Annotated in this window: 16 protein-coding genes; 3 read left to right on the top strand and 13 right to left on the bottom strand. The window is 64.9% G+C overall.

The window, feature by feature from the left end:
* Positions 1 to 20: 20 nt before the first annotated feature.
* Both alr and HMPREF3170_RS02840 read right to left on the bottom strand, forming a co-directional pair.
* Complete coding sequence (gene alr / locus HMPREF3170_RS02845) at positions 21 to 1568, bottom strand: alanine racemase (RefSeq protein ID WP_083290813.1); 1548 nt, start codon at positions 1566 to 1568, stop codon at positions 21 to 23.
* Between the two features lie 20 nt (positions 1569 to 1588).
* The gene (locus HMPREF3170_RS02840; protein WP_070363046.1) at positions 1589 to 2248 is read right to left on the bottom strand and encodes a GAP family protein; all 660 of its coding nucleotides are present in this window, start codon (positions 2246 to 2248) and stop codon (positions 1589 to 1591) included.
* A gap of 128 nt (positions 2249 to 2376) precedes the next feature.
* Between HMPREF3170_RS02840 and HMPREF3170_RS02835 the strand changes: the two genes are divergently transcribed.
* Complete coding sequence (locus HMPREF3170_RS02835; protein ID WP_070477595.1) at positions 2377 to 3231, top strand: dienelactone hydrolase family protein; 855 nt, start codon at positions 2377 to 2379, stop codon at positions 3229 to 3231.
* Here the strand turns inward: HMPREF3170_RS02835 and HMPREF3170_RS02830 are convergent.
* The 10 genes from HMPREF3170_RS02830 to eccCa all read right to left on the bottom strand — a co-directional run bounded on the left by HMPREF3170_RS02830 (position 3220) and on the right by eccCa (position 13341).
* On the bottom strand, positions 3220 to 3525 hold the full coding sequence (locus HMPREF3170_RS02830; protein ID WP_070363048.1) for a hypothetical protein: 306 nt from the start codon (positions 3523 to 3525) through the stop codon (positions 3220 to 3222). The genes HMPREF3170_RS02835 and HMPREF3170_RS02830 overlap by 12 nt on opposite strands.
* The gene (locus HMPREF3170_RS11655) at positions 3526 to 4890 is read right to left on the bottom strand and encodes a hypothetical protein (protein ID WP_070477593.1); all 1365 of its coding nucleotides are present in this window, start codon (positions 4888 to 4890) and stop codon (positions 3526 to 3528) included.
* Positions 4884 to 5219 (bottom strand): hypothetical protein, encoded by a 336-nt coding sequence (locus HMPREF3170_RS02820; protein WP_070477591.1) that lies wholly within the window; start codon positions 5217 to 5219, stop codon positions 4884 to 4886. The genes HMPREF3170_RS11655 and HMPREF3170_RS02820 overlap by 7 nt, the downstream gene beginning before the upstream one ends.
* 122 nt (positions 5220 to 5341) lie before the next feature.
* A complete protein-coding gene (glmM, locus tag HMPREF3170_RS02815; protein ID WP_070477590.1) occupies positions 5342 to 6685 on the bottom strand; it encodes a phosphoglucosamine mutase in 1344 nt (447 codons plus the stop codon).
* Between the two features lie 95 nt (positions 6686 to 6780).
* Complete coding sequence (gene rpsI, locus HMPREF3170_RS02810; RefSeq protein ID WP_070363052.1) at positions 6781 to 7311, bottom strand: 30S ribosomal protein S9; 531 nt, start codon at positions 7309 to 7311, stop codon at positions 6781 to 6783.
* Positions 7311 to 7754: a 50S ribosomal protein L13 gene (gene rplM / locus HMPREF3170_RS02805; protein ID WP_070363053.1), complete on the bottom strand. Its 444-nt coding sequence runs from the start codon at positions 7752 to 7754 to the stop codon at positions 7311 to 7313. Before rplM ends, rpsI begins: the two co-directional genes overlap by 1 nt.
* A 194-nt stretch (positions 7755 to 7948) precedes the next feature.
* Positions 7949 to 8233 carry a WXG100 family type VII secretion target gene (locus HMPREF3170_RS02800; RefSeq protein ID WP_070477587.1) on the bottom strand — a complete coding sequence of 95 codons (285 nt, stop codon included), beginning with the start codon at positions 8231 to 8233 and terminating at the stop codon, positions 7949 to 7951.
* A 65-nt stretch (positions 8234 to 8298) separates the two neighbouring features.
* A complete protein-coding gene (locus tag HMPREF3170_RS02795; RefSeq protein WP_070477585.1) occupies positions 8299 to 8616 on the bottom strand; it encodes a WXG100 family type VII secretion target in 318 nt (105 codons plus the stop codon).
* Between the two features lie 154 nt (positions 8617 to 8770).
* On the bottom strand, positions 8771 to 9688 hold the full coding sequence (locus HMPREF3170_RS02790) for a type VII secretion-associated protein (RefSeq protein ID WP_070477583.1): 918 nt from the start codon (positions 9686 to 9688) through the stop codon (positions 8771 to 8773).
* Positions 9685 to 13341: a type VII secretion protein EccCa gene (gene eccCa / locus HMPREF3170_RS02785; RefSeq protein ID WP_070477581.1), complete on the bottom strand. Its 3657-nt coding sequence runs from the start codon at positions 13339 to 13341 to the stop codon at positions 9685 to 9687. The genes HMPREF3170_RS02790 and eccCa overlap by 4 nt, the downstream gene beginning before the upstream one ends.
* A 137-nt stretch (positions 13342 to 13478) precedes the next feature.
* Between eccCa and eccD the strand changes: the two genes are divergently transcribed.
* Together eccD and HMPREF3170_RS02775 are read left to right on the top strand one after the other, a co-directional pair.
* Positions 13479 to 14804 carry a type VII secretion integral membrane protein EccD gene (gene eccD / locus HMPREF3170_RS02780; RefSeq protein ID WP_168161607.1) on the top strand — a complete coding sequence of 442 codons (1326 nt, stop codon included), beginning with the start codon at positions 13479 to 13481 and terminating at the stop codon, positions 14802 to 14804.
* Positions 14805 to 14808: 4 nt separating this feature from the next.
* A complete protein-coding gene (locus tag HMPREF3170_RS02775) occupies positions 14809 to 15996 on the top strand; it encodes a S8 family serine peptidase (protein WP_070477578.1) in 1188 nt (395 codons plus the stop codon).
* Here HMPREF3170_RS02775 and eccB read toward each other — a convergent pair.
* On the bottom strand, positions 15993 to 17246 hold the full coding sequence (gene eccB, locus HMPREF3170_RS02770) for a type VII secretion protein EccB (RefSeq protein ID WP_070477576.1): 1254 nt from the start codon (positions 17244 to 17246) through the stop codon (positions 15993 to 15995). The two genes, HMPREF3170_RS02775 and eccB, sit on opposite strands and share 4 nt — an antisense overlap.
* Positions 17247 to 17265: the final 19 nt, after the last annotated feature.

Here is a 17265-nt window from a genome sequence, read left to right as displayed (position 1 = left end):
GGCCTACAGCCTACATCTTCCTATTCTGTGTGCACCCACCGCCATGTGATGATGCGGCCCTCACTGTCTTCGTCTTGCTCCACGAGCGTGGTGCGGTCAATGGTGACCAAAAGGTATTCACTGGCGATGTGAGCTGCGAGATCACCACCCCACTCGGCCACCACGACGCTGCGGTCGAGCTCCGACTCAAGGTCGAGAGCATCGAGCTCACCCAGCGGGTCGCCAGAGCTGCCCTCCCCCAACAGGCGGTAGGCATCGACATGAATTAACGACGCCCCCTCCGCCTCCTTCGCGCGGTGTTCCCTGGCGATGGTGAAGGTTGGGCTCGTCACACGCCCCTTGACCTGCATCCCTTCGGCAATGCCCTGCGTCAGCGTGGTTTTCCCGGCGCCGAGCGGGCCGTCGAGAATCACCACGTCCCCGGCGCGCAAAGTCTCCCCCAGCTCACGCCCCAACGCTTGCGTTTCCTCGCGCGTCTCGCATACGCGCCTGCCACCGTACTCCCGCACTGTCCGTCCTTTCGGTGCACACAGCACCTCGTAGTGAATGGTGTTCGCCCGCAGCGCGAACTCGTCCGCACTCACGCCGCCGGCGCCAAAAAGTACCGCTTCATCGCCCGGCGCGACACCGGCTTCGTTTGCGCCCAGCCACACCACAATCTGATCCATGCACACCCGACCCACCTGGGGGTAGCGGGCTCCGTCAATGGTGACGTCCATCCGGTCCTGCCAGATGCGCATCACGCCGTCCGCGTAGCCGGCGGGCACCACGGCGGTAAACCCGTCCTCGGGCGCAGTCCATGTCCCTGAGTAGCTCACCGGATCCCCCGCGCGGATCGGTTTGACCGCGGTCACTGTTGCGACCCAGCTCATCGCGGGCCGCAGCCCGTTGTCGGTGCCGTCGATTGCTTCCAACCCGTACAGGCCAATCCCGGGACGGATCTGTTCAAAGCGGGCGTCGTCCCTCGTCCACGTCGCCGGCGAGTTCGCCACGTGGTTCACCAGGTCCTCTAGCCCCGCCTCGTGCGCCTGGTTGAGCGCTTCACGGAACGTCGCCAGCTGCCGGTCCGTGTACGGGTCCGCTGGGTTATCCGCGCACGCAAAATGGCTCATCAGCCCGGCCACACGGATCTGACCGGCCTGTTGCGCCTCGGCGGCCATCGCGAACAGCTCCGGCCACTGTTCCTCATCTACGCCCGAGCGGTTCATCCCCGTGTCGATCATCAGATGCACGGTGGGGACGAAGGGGGCGTCAATAAGCGCGCGCAGGTGCGCAAGACTCGGCACACCCATCTCAATGCCCTCCACCAGCTCCTCCCCCGGAGCCCACAGCCACGCCATCACGGGTTTCGACGTCAGCTTCGCCACACTAGCCGCCTCCGCGATCGTCGCGCAGCCGAACGCATCCGCACCGTTCGCCTCCATGATGGGGACGCACTTCGCCGCGCCGTGGTTATAGGCATCCGCCTTCACCACGCACATCAAGCGCGCGCCACCAGCCTGACGGCGCATCTGCCTCGTGTTGTGGGCAATCGCCGCCAGGTCAATGCGAAGTTTTAAAGCGTTCATGGGCATCTATTGAACAACGATCACAGCAAATGCGCCACGCCGACTACACCTAGCAGCAGCGATACCACCCACGTCGCGGTCAAACCAACCGTATCCGGGTGTGAGCGCGCCCACGCGAAACCTCGTCCAGCAACCGAGTCCGGCTTCGCCCGCACCCAACCGACCAGCAGGGCGCACAGCGTGGGTAGGGACAGCGCGACCGTCGCGTAGAGCACCAGGAAGCTGTACTTCGTCGCGGTATCAAGACCCGTCGCAGACAACACCGCAAGCCCGCCGAAGAACGGCATCGACGTCGCCGATTGGACGATCCCCAGCACAAACCCCGTCAGCACCGTCAGCGCGTTGGGTGCTCGCAGCGGGCGCATCACCCGTTCAATCAACGCGTGGTTGTCTCCCCCGCGAAGCGCGAGCACCGCGGTCAGGAGACCAGTAGCGATGAGGAGCCACCCGAAAATGGGGCCTTCGACAAACGTTTGCACCACCGGACCGAGGCCATCGAATACGAACAACATCACCGCCGCGAGACTCGCCACCCCAAGCCAGTCGCCAGCAATGAGCAGCGCCGTAATCTTCGCGTACTGCCGCTGCGCCTGGGAGGCGACCACGCCGACTGCCACGATGACCCCGATCAACAACACGTTGATGGAATCAATAAACGCAAAGGACAACGCTCCAAGCATGTCTTGCTCCTTCCGCGCGGCTCCATCAGGCTGAATCTCGGCCCTGTCTCGATCTGGCCCCTAACCCTAAACCACAAAAACGCTGAAGCGCTATTTCAGTACTGCAGAATTCAAGTAGGGTAGGTTGCGTGTCTGCGAAATTGAAGAAGTTAGCTGAACTGTCCAAACGAGGCCCACACAAGGTGCTAGAGGGCGATCTCGGGTACACCGGGTTGCCGGGCAAGGTGTACACGCCTGCAGAGGGCAAGAACCTCCCTGCCGTCGCCTTCGGCCACGACTGGCGCCAGAGTGTCGACGACTACCACGGTACACTTCGCCACCTGGCCAGTTGGGGCATTGCGGTCGCTGCGCCAGATACAGAAAAGGGGTGGCGCCCCGACCACGCTGGCTTCGCCGCCGATTTAGAAACCGCCCTGCAAATCCTGACTGGGGTGCGCCTCGGGAACGGCAAGATTAGCATCCACCCACAGCGCCTCGGCGTCGTTGGCCACGGCATGGGTGGCGGCGCTGCCGTACTCACCGCGGCAGAAAACCCGAAGGTGCAGGCAGTCGCCGCAATTTACCCGGCGAACGTGGCGCCCTCCGCAGTAGAGGCGGCCCGGCGCGCGCTTCGCCCAGGGCTCATCATCGGCCCCGGCGAGGACGGTGACTCGCTCTTCGATCCAGGCAACCCCGCCAAGCTCGCATACAACTGGGCAGGCGAGGTGGCCTACCGCAGCGTCAAGAAAGGCGAGCAGCAGAGCTTCTCGGAGGACTCACTGACCAAGCGCCTGCTCGGCCTGGGCAAGTCGAGCGCCTCCCTGCAGACCACAGTGCGCGGCCTGCTCACCGGGTTCCTCCTGCACCAGCTAGCCGGGGAGAAGAAGTACTCCTCCTACTCCGAGCCGGACGCCGAAGGAAAGAACGTCACGTCCTATACCGGTGAGGACCTCGCTGAGCTGGCGGGCCTCACCAAGGATGACAGCCTCTTCTCATTCTTCTAACGTGCCGGGCTGACCAGCACGCTTCATCTCCCCCTGTGCCTCCGGGGCGTTGGGGCGTGCCTCGGTACGGATAGACGCGATTCCGCCCTGCGGCGGGCGGCGAAACGGGAACAACCGCTCGCCACCCTGTGGAATGACAACAGGTTGGCGTTTGTAGCCAAGCGCGGCGGCCCTTCGCTGCTCGGTAAGCATCATCTCCATTTGGCGATGGTGCTCAGCGATCATCTTTTCAAAGTTCTCCATCCGCATCGCCGTGCGCTGACGGTACTCTGCTGCAAACCTTGAAAAATCCATTTACCATTCCCCCAATTTCTTGACGCCCCAAGCATCAGCCGGGTCTGTATCGACTTGCTGCTGCTCAGCGTGTTGTTCTGATGACGTCTCTGCTGCCGCCGGTGCCGTCATCGCTTGCTTTTCGGCCGGCACTGGTGGCTGCTCCACCTCGCCGAGTTGCTCAGGTGGCACGAACACACCGTTTTCGTCGACTGCCGGTGCAGGCTCCGGCGCAGGAGCGGGCTCGGGTGCCGGCGGTGCCGGTGGTGTTGGTTCCGCGACGTCACACGGCACCTCCACAGCCTCCGTCGCGCACTGCCAGGCCGCGTCGATATTTGCTGCAAAGACGTTGATGCTTTCAATGACGACGGCCGCGCCCGTTTGTGCAAACGCGCCCGTGAACGCCTGCGCAGCGTCGCACTGCTCCTGTACCGGTGCGAACAACGCCGCTGCGTCGCGTGTCACGGCCTCGATGGGCGCGTTAACATGCACATCGACGTCGAAGTTAAAGGCCACGTTGATCCCTGCCGCACCTGCCAGCGCCGCTGACGCGGACTGCGTGCCGACGCTCTCCAGAGAAACAAGGCGCTCGCACGGCTGCGGCGGTGTCGGCGGCACAGGAGCAGGGGCAGGGGCAGGCACTGGTGCTGGCGCTGGTGCAGCAGGCGGCGCGGCAACACTCGCACTGGCGGTCGAGCTGCTTCCGGCTGCGTGCGCAGCCGTCGCTGGCGCCGCAGCAGGCGCACTTCCAACTGGCTTTCCGCCGGGCGCCTGACTGCAAGGCTGTTGTGCTTCCTCCACGCACACCGCGATCGCATCGAGGCACTCAGCGACAGCCACGTTGCATTCTTTCGCTGTCTGGCTCGCCTGCCGCATCGCATCAATTACGACCTGCACCAATGGGCGAATCAGAGTGGCGATTCCAAGCTTCGCAAGTATCTCAAGGTGCGAGTGCGCAAGGACCACGAACTGTTCCACCGCCAGGTTGGACGTCTTCTTGACATCATCTATAGCGCTGCAGCACGAGGTAATCGAGCTTCCCAGCTCATTTAGGCGTGTAAAGTGCTGCGTCTCCGAATCTGCCGAGCATCGCTCCCGCGACCCCACGCCGATCTGCTCAAACCACTCTTTACTGCCCGGCGTATCCTGGCAAGGCGCCTTCAACGAAAACCTGTAGCCCACGGCGTCACAATTGAACTGTGACAGCGAGACACCGACCTGGTGGAAGCCGCGTAGGTCCTGGCAGCGGGTGGCCTGCAGCTCCCGAATGACTTCCTTCGCTAGTGCCTGCAATTGGTCGCGCTCAGGCCCCTCCAGGGCTGGGGCCGTCGCAACTGACTGAGAGAAGCGCTGCACCCCTTGTTCGACAACGTCGCTGGTTACCATGCGGAACCCACCCCCGAAATGCCATCGGTGGCGTCCTCGTCAGCGTCGCGGACCTCCTGTGCAAGGCTGCGAATCCCCTCCCACTGCTGCGTTCGCTCCTGCAACAACCGGAGCGAGTCCGCATAGACCGCTTGCATCGCCGCCGTGATGCGCTGGCCCTGCAAGGCAAAACCGGCACCGAAGTCGTCCGCACCCAGGTCTGGTTGCTGGCGGGCAAAGTCCGTGGCGGTGTCTTCGTAGGCGGAGATGGCGTCGGCAAAATATGACCGCACCGCGTCAACGTTGAGGCTGACGCCCTTGTTGTGCACAGTGTTTACCGTGTTCACCATGTTCAAAATTTCCCCCAAAATCCACGTCGGCTCACCACCGACAGTTCTAACTACTTCTCTTAGTTAGACTCCCCCAACGGCCCCGCGGTTCCCCGCGAGGCCAAATTTCTTACCAACGGACTCTACACTGCCGCAACGACTGCTGCGAGGCGACCCGCCACCTTTCGGGCTTGTTCTTCCTCGGCGGCCTCCACCATGACGCGGAACAGCTCCTCAGTACCGGAAGGACGAAGCAGCACGCGACCCGAGTGCCCGAGCTCTTCCTCGACCTCATCGATCGCAGCCAGCACCTCCTGCGAGCTCATAATCTTGGACTTCTCCGACACCGGCACGTTGATGAGTACCTGTGGCAGCACCTGCATCACCTGTGCGAGTTCCTTGAGGCTCTTGCCGGTTTCCGCCATCTGTTCCATCAGCAGCAGCGCGGACAGCGTGCCGTCGCCAGTCGTGGCGTGCTCCGGGACAACGATGTGGCCGGACTGCTCGCCACCAAGCGAGAAGTCCCCACGGTTGAGCTCCTCGAGAACGTAACGGTCGCCCACCGCGGTCTGCTTCAGTGCAATGCCTTCGCGCTCCATGGCGAGGGTAAGTCCCAGATTGCTCATGACCGTGGCTACGAGCGTGTTGTCGCGCAGGTTGTTCTCGGCCTTCATGCCGCAGGCCAAGATCGCCATAATCTGGTCACCGTCGATGATGTTGCCTTCAGCGTCGACGGCGAGGCAGCGGTCCGCATCACCGTCGTGTGCCACGCCAAGATCAGCACCGTATTCGACGACGGCCGCCTGGATCTTGTCCATATGAGTGGAACCGGAGCCATCGTTAATGTTGAAAGCGTTCGGCTCGTTGTAGATCGCCACAACCTCGGCACCGGCGGCCTCGTACGCCTTCGGGGCAACCTCGGACGCCGCACCGTTCGCACAGTCTACAACGACCTTGATGCCCTTCAGGCTGGTGCTCATCGCCTCTTTGAGGTGCGCCAGGTAACGATCCTGCGCGTCCGGCGCCTCCTCGATCACGCGGCCGATACGGGTGCCGGTTGGCCCGCCTTCTTCAAGCGTGTCGAGAGCCCGCTCAATTTCGTCCTCGACCTCATCAGGCAGTTTGTGGCCACCCGCGGAGAAAAACTTGATGCCGTTATCCGGCATGGGGTTGTGGGACGCGGAGATCATCACACCGATGTCCGCACCGTAGTCATCAGTGAGGTACGCCAAGCCGGGAGTAGGAATCACGCCGACACGCAGGACATCCACGCCTTTCGACGCCATGCCCGCAGCCATCGCTGCCGCAAGCATTTCGCCGGACACGCGTGGGTCGCGGCCAATCAGCGCCGTCGGGCGGCGCTTCGAGGACTCACGGTCCTTCGTTAGTACGGTCGCGGCGGCGGCACCGAGCTTCAGTGCCAACGACGCCGTCAGTCGCTCATTGGCGAGACCTCGGACACCATCAGTTCCAAACAATCGAGTCATGCTGTTTATTATGCACTACCGACAGCTATACAAAAACAACAACCGCCCACCCGGCCAATGCCAGGGGGCGGTTGGTGATACAACCAGCGTAGTGATTAACGCTTGGAGTACTGCGGTGCACGACGGGCCTTGTGCAGACCAGCCTTCTTACGCTCGACCGCACGAGCGTCACGGGTAAGCAGACCAGCCTTCTTCAGGGTTGGGCGCTCAGCCGGGTTGTAGATGTTCAGCGCACGGGCAATCGCCAGACGCAGCGCACCGGACTGACCGGTTGGGCCGCCGCCCTTGATGTTTGCCTTGATGTCGAACTGGCCCTCGCGCTCGAGCAGGGTCAGCGGCAGCAGGATGTCCTGCTGGTGCAGCTTGTTCGGGAAGTAGTCCTCGAACTCACGGCCGTTGACCGTGATCTTGCCTTCGCCCTCAACGACGGTCACGCGAGCGATTGCGCGCTTACGACGACCAACGGTCTGGATTGGGCCCTCGTGCAGCGGTGCAACCTCAACGGTGTCCTGGGTCTCCTCGACCTCTGGAGCAATAGCGTCACCGATGGTGTAGTTGAACTCTTCCGTCGCCGCGGTTGCCGCGTCGATGTCGGTCTCAGCTGCAATGTTGTTCTGATCAGCCATTACTGTGCCACCTGCTTAAACTCGTAGGTTTCCGGCTTCTGAGCCTCGTATGGGTGCTCGGAGCCGACGAAGACGTGAAGCTTCTTGATGGACTCGCGGGAAAGCTTGTTGTGCGGCATCATGCCCTTGACAGCTTCCTCGATAACGCGGTCCGGACGCTCATCGAGCGCACGACCAAGCGTCATAGCAGTCAGACCACCCGGGTAGCCGGAGTGGCGGTAGCGCATCTCGCGATCGCGCTTGTTCGAGGAGATGTGGACCTTCTCGGCGTTGATCACGATAATGTGATCGCCGGTGTCAACGTTCGGTGCGAACTGTGGCTTATGCTTGCCGCGCAGGATATCCGCTGCAGTCGACGCAAGCTTGCCCAAGACCACGTCCGTGGCGTCGATGACGTACCACTTACGGGTAATGTCACCGCTCTTTGGGTGGTAAGTAGACATGCATGACTCCTTCAAGTCTGTCTAGTTGGCTGCCGGCCATAACGTATAAAACTGTGCGCTGTATCCCGCTCAGACGGCGGCCGGTGGAGACCCGACAAGCAGCACGGCACACAAGCTGCAAACTTTACAGCACAAAGCACTGAACAGCAAGACGCTCCCCCTGGCGCCTTGCTGTTCAGCAAGCTTCTGTGTTGTTATCCCCAGCTGTTTGCCGCGGCGTTGTTTACCGCGAGCATGGTGGAGTTGCCGTCTTCAACGGTGCTGGCGATCTGGTTCAAAATGGTGTTCAGATCCTCTGCGGCCTGGTCCCACTTCGCCTGGTGCGCCTGGTACGCGGACGCTGCGGTACCTTCCCAGGTCTGCGCCATCGGCTGGATGATCTGCTTCAGCTCGTTGAGCTGGCTGGTGATGCGGGTCGCCGACGAGCGCATGTCTTCAGCTGCGTTGGCGATCTGGGCGAAGTCGTACTTGATTTGCATGATGAGTATGTCCCTTTACATTCGGAAGATGGTCGTTGTGTCTGCTGAGAACCGCTGGGAGCGTTTTAGAGAGCCAAGCCCGCGGAACCGGACAGCGAACGGAAGTTGTCGGTGTTCGTAGCGTCGGTGTTCTCGTAGTTCTTGGCGTTGTCGCGGATGTTGTTCGCGATGTCACGCAGCGCCTCAGAGAGGCGTCGCTGCGCGTCGTCGTAGCGGACCATCAGGTCATCGAAGCTGCGCTGCGCATTGCCCACCCAGTAGCTGCGCGTGGACTCCGCGACCTGCTGCACGCGGTCGATTTCTCGGTTGACGTTTGCGTTGGTGTCATCTGCCCGGTCGGCAGTTGCGCGCATGACGTCGGCTTCTGTTCTGAACTGTTCCATGTTCAATCCCCCTACTAGGTACTGTGTCTTGGTTGTAACGACAGCCTTCCAAGCTGTTCATATAGTTGGACGCACGTTTTGGTGCTCCGGTTCCCTCAATGTTGAAGAAACTTTTCTCCCCGCCCTCCCACCACGTGTATGCTGCGAGTTTGTCTCACCCCTCCCCTGTCGGTGGCGTGAATTCGGCGGTGTCGAAGGCCATCTGACACGTCGCCTGCTGCACCCTGCTGGGCGCCTGCCGCGTCTGGCATGCCACGAAAAGCTGGTAAGAATCCTGCGCCCAAGTTCGCCACAGCGTTTCGGCGCCTCCGGGGGCGGTCTCGCGGTACGTCACGGCGTGGAGGTTGTGATCCACGAGCGTGAGCTCGGGGTCGCGCTCGATACCCCCGAGCAGCTGCGCTACGAACTGCTCGGGCGGCAGCGTGTAGCGGTTCTCTGCGGAGATCAGTACGCGCATGTCGGGGTCGGCGCCTGTTGCCATCCAGCCCTGCTCGTGCTGCGCGAGTTGGAACCCGGGAGGCAGCTCAATCGCAAGTCCGTCCTGCGCGATTCGCACGGCGGTAGGCTCGCTCGCAACAGAAGGAGAGGGGCTTGTTGACGCCCGCGAGGCCGTCGGTTGACTGTGCAGCACAGTGGTCGATGTCGCACCTTCTGAAGCCTGGGCGGACGTGGGCGAAGAGGGCGTCGATAAGAAACGAAAGAGCACGAACCCGCAGATTGCTGCGACCACAACCACTGCGGCGCCAAGCGCGGCGAACGGCCACCACGCGCGGCGTGGCGAAAGGTCTTCGGCGGTGATGGCGGGCTGCTCCTCAGTCGGTGGATCGACTTCCACTTCGAGGGGCTCGCCGGTGATGGTGACGTCGTAGCCGCTCATGGCCTGCTCAAACTGATCGAGGTCCTCGGGGCTCGCGGCGATCTGAATCACGGCGCCGCCCGGGTCGGGCCCGAAGAGCCCGCGCACGTACTGCGCGACTTCCCGCGGGCCGGGGCCGTCAAAACGGTGGACGTTGGCGGCGCCGGTGAACACGGTGTTCGTGGACGTCATGGTGATGCGAAGATCGGGTTTCATAGAGTGCCTCCTTCTGGGTAGGGTGCTGCGACTTGGACCAGGCCACGGGCCTCACCTGACTGGACGAGCAGGCCTCGGCCGGGCGGCTGTGGGACTGGACGCACCCCGAAGAGCGCGCCTTCGTCCCTGGTTCCGTCGAGGATGACGACGTCGGGCAACAGGTCCTTCAGCGAGGACAGGAAGCTGCCGAACATGGCGCGCGATACTCCGCCGAACTTGCGGGCGGCCACCACGTGCAGGCCAATGTCGCGGGCGTGCGGGAACAGCGTGGCCAGCTCGCGCAGGGTGTCCTCCGGGACGAGCTCGAGGTCGTCGATGACGAGATAGAGCTCCGGGCCTTCCCACCAGGAACGCTGCGCGAGCTGCTGCGGGGTCACATCCGACCCGGGTAGCCTGCCGCGCAGCGTGGTGATCAGCGCACTGACCGCCTCGTCGACGGCGCTGGTAGAGGCTGCGTAGGCCGCCACCATGTCTGGGTTCGCCCGCCCGAGGTGCGCGCGGCGCACATCCAGAATCACCATGCGGGCCTGCTCACGGCCCATCGCCTCAATCGCGGTGATGGCCGAGGCAATCGCTGTGGACTTGCCAGCACCGCTCGCACCGATGACCAGCAGGTGGCCAGACTCGCTCCACAGCGGTGCAAGTCGGGGTCCACCGACGCCGAGTGGCAGACGTTGGCCTCCCGAGGTGAGCAGGTCCGCAACCTCCACGTGACTCGGCAGCACCCTTAGGCGTGGCACCGGAGGCTGACCCTGCGTCGCTGCGCGGACGTGTGCCACGTCCTGCGCGGAGGTGTGCGCGACCAGCATGAACGCCCCTTCTTCGGTAATGCCGCGGCCCGGCAGCGCGGGAAGTTTCGCCTGCACCTTCCTATCAATCACCGAGTCCATCGGTTCGGTAAGATGCAGCTCAATCCTCGTGCCAATCACGTCGCGGACGTTCGCGCGGATCGCGTTCCAACGCTGCGTAGTCGCAACCAGGTGAATGCCCACAGCCGGGCCTTCCGCAGCAAGACGAGTCAGCGGTTCACACAAGTCTTCCGTCTTCGCATCCGGTGCGAGCAACGTGTGCCAGCCGTCCACGATCAACACGGTGTGGCGCTTCGTGCGCCGCTGCGGGTCGTCGAGCATCTCGACCAGCTCGTCGACGACGCGGCGCACGCGCTCCTCGTCCGTGCGCTGCGCGACACCCGCCACATGCGGTAGTTCGGCGAGATCGCTGAAGTCGCCGGAGCCGGCGTCGATAATGTAGAAGCACAGCTCGTCAGTGGAGTGGCGCAGCGCGAGCGACGCCACCATCGTGCGCACCGCCATCGACTTGCCTGTCTGTGGCCCGCCCGCGAGCGCCACGTGACCACCCGCCACCGACAGGTCCAGCACGAGCGGCACCTGGCGCTGCTTGAGCGGCTCGTCAATGACCCCGATGATCGCCTGCAGCTTCGGCAGCGTCTCGCTGCCACCGTAGACCTGCGAAAGCTCAATCTGTGCAGGCAGCGGCGGCAGCCACACCTGGTGCGCCCGCATGCTCAGTGCATCCGCCACCTCCCTCGACTTCTCGACGACCGCCGCCAGCAACGTCGTGGTCACATCAGTATCGACGCCGGCACTCTCCTTCGCGTCCTCCACCGGCGGAGGCTCCCACCCGTGAAACAGGCGAACCTCCGCGGCCGCCTCGCGCCTGGTCACGCCGCGGGCGCGCTCCAGCGGCCCCGACACGTACGCCGCGCGGAAACGCTCCAAGTCGCCTGAGCCCGTGGACAAGAAGCCCGCGCCGGGCTCGCTGGGTAGCTCGTAGGCGTCCGGCACACCGAGCACCTGGCGGGATTCGGCCGCGGAGAACGTCTTGAGACCAATTCGGTAGGAAAGGTGCGAGTCCAGCCCGCGCAGCTTGCCCTCCTCCAAGCGCTGGGAGGCAAGTAGCAGGTGCACGCCCAGCGAGCGGCCAAGTCGGCCGACGGCCACGAACAGGTCAGCGAAGTGCGGGTGTTGGCTGAGCAACTCAGAAAACTCGTCCAGGATGATCACCAGCGCCGGCAGCGGCGCGAGATCCTCGCCCGCGAGCCGGGCCGCGGTGTAGTCGGTGATATTGGCGTAGTTCCCAGCCTTGCGCAGCAGCTCCTGGCGACGGTTCATCTCACCGGAGATGGCGTCGTACATGCGCTCAACCAGGATGGATTCGTCCTCCAGGTTGGTAATGACCGCCGAGGTGTGAGGCAAGGACTCGCAGCCGAGAAACGTTGCGCCGCCTTTGAAGTCCACGAGGACAAGGTTGAGCTCCTCCGGCGAGTGCGTGGCGGCAAGCGCCACCACGAGCGTCCTGAGAAGTTCCGATTTTCCGGACCCCGTCGCACCGATGCACAACCCGTGTGGGCCCATCCCGCCCTGGGCGGACTCTTTCAGGTCCAGGTAGAGGGCCTGGCCCTGGGCAGTCGAGCCGATCGGGACCATGAGGCGCTGGCGGGTGCCCTCGCGCCCGGTCCACATGGTGTGCTCGTCCAGTTCAGCGATGTCACTGATGCCGAGCATCGGCAGCAGCTTGCCGCCGTGGGAGGCGCTTTCGGCGCTGAGCTGTTCGGGGCGGCGGTAGAACGCCAGCTGACGTGCGATGAGCTCCGCCTCCGCAACACCGATCCTGTCGGGCCTGCCCAGAAACTCCAAGCCCATCCCGGTCAGCGCGTGGAGTTCGTCGTCGCAGACAAGGTGGAACGCGTCCTCATCCACCAACCAGTCCGGGTCCGGGTGGATAACCAGCACGCACGCGTTCTCGCTGCTGGAGGCACTGGTGCTGAAGGAGATCACTGAGGGGTGGGTGGTGGCGTCGAGAAGTATGACTTGGAACTCGGCCGCCTCCGGCGTGGCGGAGTGCGGCAGCCACTTCACCCACTCGAATTCGCTCGGTGCCTGGGCGGCGTCGATGCCGACGAGCTCCGGGCCGTGGAAAAACGCCAGCTGGGCAACGATCGAGCGCGCGACCTCCGCCGCACGCGGCCCCACCATCGTGATCACGGGAAACGCATTGAGCGCCACCACGATCGGCATCTCTTGGATCGTGTTCACCGCGGCGACCGTCCTGCGCAGGCTCACTGCGCACACCGGGTCGAGGTCCTCGGGCGAGCCAGGGTCGTCGACCTCGATTGGGGTATGCAGTGCCACCGCGCCAACACCAATGCGCACCTGCAGCGCGTACGGCGAGGCGGCGTACTGTTCCCAGACGCGCTCCGCAGGCACCGCCGTGAGCAGTGCGTTCGGCGCCGGGTGAAGGTATTCGGCGTGCTCGCGCTGGACCTCAGCGTTGCTGCGTGCCCGGTGAGCGAGGGCGTCCAAGTGGCGTAGGTAGACCCGGCGCGTCTCGTCGATGTCGCCCTGGCGCTCCTGTGGCGAAAACATGGTGACCATGCCGAAGAGCATCATGACCGGGAAGATGAGCATCATTGGGCTCACGGTGCGCCCCGACATCACCATCAGCGCCATCACCGCGCCGATGGCGACCACCATGACCACCGGGAGCAGCACTTTCAACAGTGGCATCGGCTGGTCCTTGTGCGCCTGCGGAACCGCTTCGGCGCGGAGTTGGCCGGTCGGCAGTGGTGGTGGCGGCGCGAGTGTGTGCGCCGTCGATGGTGTCACGACTGGTTCGTGGTCAAGACCTAGCATGCATTCCCCCTCATGCATTTCCCCGGTTGCGCATTCCCCCTCGCGCAACGTCTGCATGCATTCTAGGCGATGGTGCGCTACATTGTTCAAGTTAAGCGCCAAGTCGCGCATTTGTTTGTTTTCCGGGGGGATTCATCGTGGCAGTTTCTGCAACGCATCACATCGTGCACGTCACCATTCGTATCGACGTCGCTTCGCTTCACCGCGATATCGATCTCAGTTTGCCGACGTCCTCGTCGCTCTACGAGCTGATACCCGAGATCGCGCGCTTCGTGGAACTGCCGCAGCTGCACCGCCCTTGGGAGTTCACCAACGTGGCCGGCATCCCACTGGACGGACACGTGCCGTTGTACCAGCTCAAGATGCGAAACGGTGCGACGGTGGTGATGCGCCCACAGGAGCAGGCGGCACCTCCTGTGATCCGCGACGCGGCCCACTCGCTCAGCGCCGCGGCGGCTTCTGCCCGCGATGTGCGCGGCCTGCACATAGGCGCGACCATGTTGGGGCTGCTGTGCATTGCAGCGGTGGCGAGCACGGTCGGCGGAGTGGCGTTCGGTGCGGGCCTTGCGGCTGCGGCGGCGCTGGTGCTGTCGCTCGCGGCGCGAAGCAGCGCGGTTTACGTGGCGCTTCTGTGCGCGGCCCCCTTCGCAGTCGGCGCCTGGGTGGCTGGGCCTCCGGCTACGTGGGACGGGTCGAGCGATACAGCAATCGGGATGCTGGCTGCCGCGATCACCGCCTTGGCCTGCGTGGTCATCGGCGCGATGCTCAGGCTGTGCGGTGCGGCGGTCGCGACCTTCGCGGCGGTGTGCGCGCTGCTCCTTGCCGCGGCCTCGCTCGGTGCGTGGTTGCCGCAGCACCACGCGGGGGCGGCGGTGGTCCTACTGCTCGGGTTGCTGCTGGTCATGCTCACGCCCCATATCGCCACGGCCGCCGCGGGCTTGAAGGTGCCACGCATCCCCACCGCTGGCGAGGAATTTGATCGCTCGGATGTGTACCAGCATGACGTCGATACACGCAGCCTCACCGCGCTGACCGTATCTGCCGCGATTGCATGTGCCGTGACCACCTGCTGCTTACCAGCGCTCTACGGCATTGCCACGATGGACGCCGCACTGGGCTGGCGCGTCGCACTCGCCGGTTGCATGGCTGGCGCGCTACTCATCCACGCGGTGCGCCACCACTACCCCACCCCGCGAATAGCACTGACGGCGCTGGCCCTCGGCGCGCTCGGTGCTGTGGTGCTCGCCACCGTATACGAGCCAAGCCCGCACCCAGCGTTCCTCGTGGCCGCAGGCTGCATCGCCATTGTGTGCGCTACCGCCGTCATCTGGTCGCGCCGCGTGCCTGACCTCGAGCCAACCACGGTGGTGTGGTTCGAGCGCGCCGAAGCCGCCGCCATCATCGCAGTCATCCCGCTCGCGGTGCACCTCACCGGTCTGTTTGACCTCATCAGGGGGCTGTAAGCCCATGCGCACCACTGCTTCTCGACGCCTCTTCGTCACCCTCTGCGCCTCACTCATCATGAGCACGACCCTGCCCATCGCGGCTCCGGCTGCGCTGGCCCAGGACTACGCCTGCGCCCGCCCCGCCCACCTGAAACAAGACCGAAACACGCCGCCGGAACCGGACCCCGCCATCCTCGCCGCACGCCGACACTCAAGCGGGCGCGGAGTACGCGTCGCCGTCATCGACACCGGCATCGCGCGGCACCCGCAACTGCCGCCGGTCACACCCGGCCGGGACTTCGTCACACCCGACGACCCCGATCCATTCTTCGACTGCGACAGCCACGGCACCATCGTCGCCGGCATCATCGCCAGCCGCGACCTCGGCATCGCGCCCGCAGCGCACCTCATCTCCATCCGGCAAACCTCCGCGCACTACCGCGAAGAGCAGGCCACAGGATCACTCGCCACCCTCACTGACGCCATCAACAACGCCGTCGACGAGCGCGCACGCGTCATCAACATCTCAGTCGTCTCCTGCATGCCGCCTTACCTCGCCACAAGCCTGGACACCCGCGAGCTGGAGGCCGCACTCCACCGCGCCGAAACCTCCGGCGCCGTCGTCGTGGCCGCCGCCGGCAACGCCACCAACGAATGCGCCCACGGCTTCGCCGTCTTCCCCGCGCACATGCCCACGGTCCTTGCCGTCGGCGCACGCGAGGACGCCCACACTGTCGCCGACTACTCCATCGCATCCCCAAAGCCGCCGCTCTCCGCCCGCGGCACCACACCCGTGGTCCTCGCGTCCGACGGCGCAGGGTTCGCCACCGGCATCACCGGCGAGCTCCAACCCGACGGCACACCAACCGTGCAGCCCTACGTGGGCACCAGCTTCGCCGCACCCGTCGTCAGTGGCGCCATCGCCCTCCTCCTCGAGCGCTATCCACACCTCTCACCGCAACAAGTGCGTGAGATCGTCTACGCCGCCGCGGAACCCACCGGCGGGGCGCTGCGCCCAGAAGACATCGTCACGCAGCTCCCACCCACGCCACCGCGCGAGGCAACCGTCACCACCATCGACGCACCGTTGCCCACCGCATCCCTTGCGGCCCGGCGCGCCGGGCTGGCACTCGGTGGGCTCTTGGCATGCATCGCGCTGACGATCGTGGCGCGCTCCCTCCGTGGGGGCCGCGGACGCCGCGGGCTCTAAGACGCCACCGGTTTCAGCGCCACCGACCGCTCGAGCGGAGCTCCGGCTGGGAGAAGCGCAACGATCTGCCACGGCGCTTCCTCGGTGTGGCGCACACCGATCAGCTCGAGGGTGGCCTGCCCGGCGACCTCGTGGCGGGCACCCTCCGGCGACACCACGAGTAGGCCTTGCCCTGTATCCACGCCGACGGCGCCCTCGCGTAGTCCCGCGAAGTGGGTCGCGGTGCCCGTCCCCGCCAGCGCAATCGCCCCTTCAAGCACGCCACCGGCATCCTTCGGCCAGGTGGCTGCGCCACGTTTGTCGTTCACGCACACCGTGTCCTGTGTGGGTTGCACCCAGCGCGGAGCCTCGTGCGGGATGCGCAGGTCCAGTGGCGGCTGCGCGTCCGGGTAATGCGCGATGTCTGCGCGGTTGACGTCGCGGGAGGCGGCGCCGGCGTCGAGAAGCACTTGGGCGGCCGTGTCAGAGACTTGCTGCACACCGCCGTGCTCCGTAAGCACCCAGGTGGCCTCCGGGGTGCGCAGTACCTCAGGGAGGCGCGGTGGCAGCGTGAACGCCGGTCCCTCGCGCAGAGCGCCGAGCACCGCGTTCGGCGGCGACCAGCGCGGCGTCGTGGCGTCGATCCCCAGGGCACGGCGCATGATGCGCCCCTCCGGCGTGGTGGATGGCGGCAGCTGCCTGCGACCGTGCGCATCGACGACCCACTCACGGTGATCCGCCACCGCCAGCACCGCCGTACCCCTCGGTAGCGGCGCAGGCGCCTGACCCGCGACCACCGTGACCTTGCCCTCGGTGTGGCACGCGGACCAGGCATGCGCCTCCGTGGCCTCAGGGGCAAACATCCCAGGAGCCGCGACGATGCCCACTGGCAGGCCGCGCGGCACCGTGGCCAAGTAGTCCCCACCGGCGCGGGCAGGCTCGGCGGCCTCCCCGGCGATGAGGCGAGCGGAAGTCAAGTTCGTCACAGGGTGCAAGGTGCCGTCGACACGCACGAACAGGCCGCCGTCAGTAGCTCGCACGATCGGGGCTTCGCCGGGGTGCGGGTTCGGGCTCATCCAGGCGAATAGCCCCATCACCGCGGCGATCAGCACCACCCCGACCGCCCCGAAGATCCCCGCGCGGCGCCGCGCCGCCAGCGGGTCATGGATCATCCGGATATCGCCGTAGATCAGGCCGTGCTCCACACGGCGCTGCATGAACCTGTGCCCCGACACCTGCGGTCGCGTTGTTGGCAACAATCGCTGCGACATGTATACCCCCGATGTTGTA

It is taken from the genome of Corynebacterium sp. HMSC08D02, assembly GCF_001807505.1.
In the GTDB taxonomy this organism is placed as follows: Bacteria; Actinomycetota; Actinomycetes; order Mycobacteriales; family Mycobacteriaceae; genus Corynebacterium; species Corynebacterium pseudogenitalium.
Note: the sequence above shows the minus strand (reverse complement) of the source record. Positions and strands in the feature narration are given on the sequence as shown.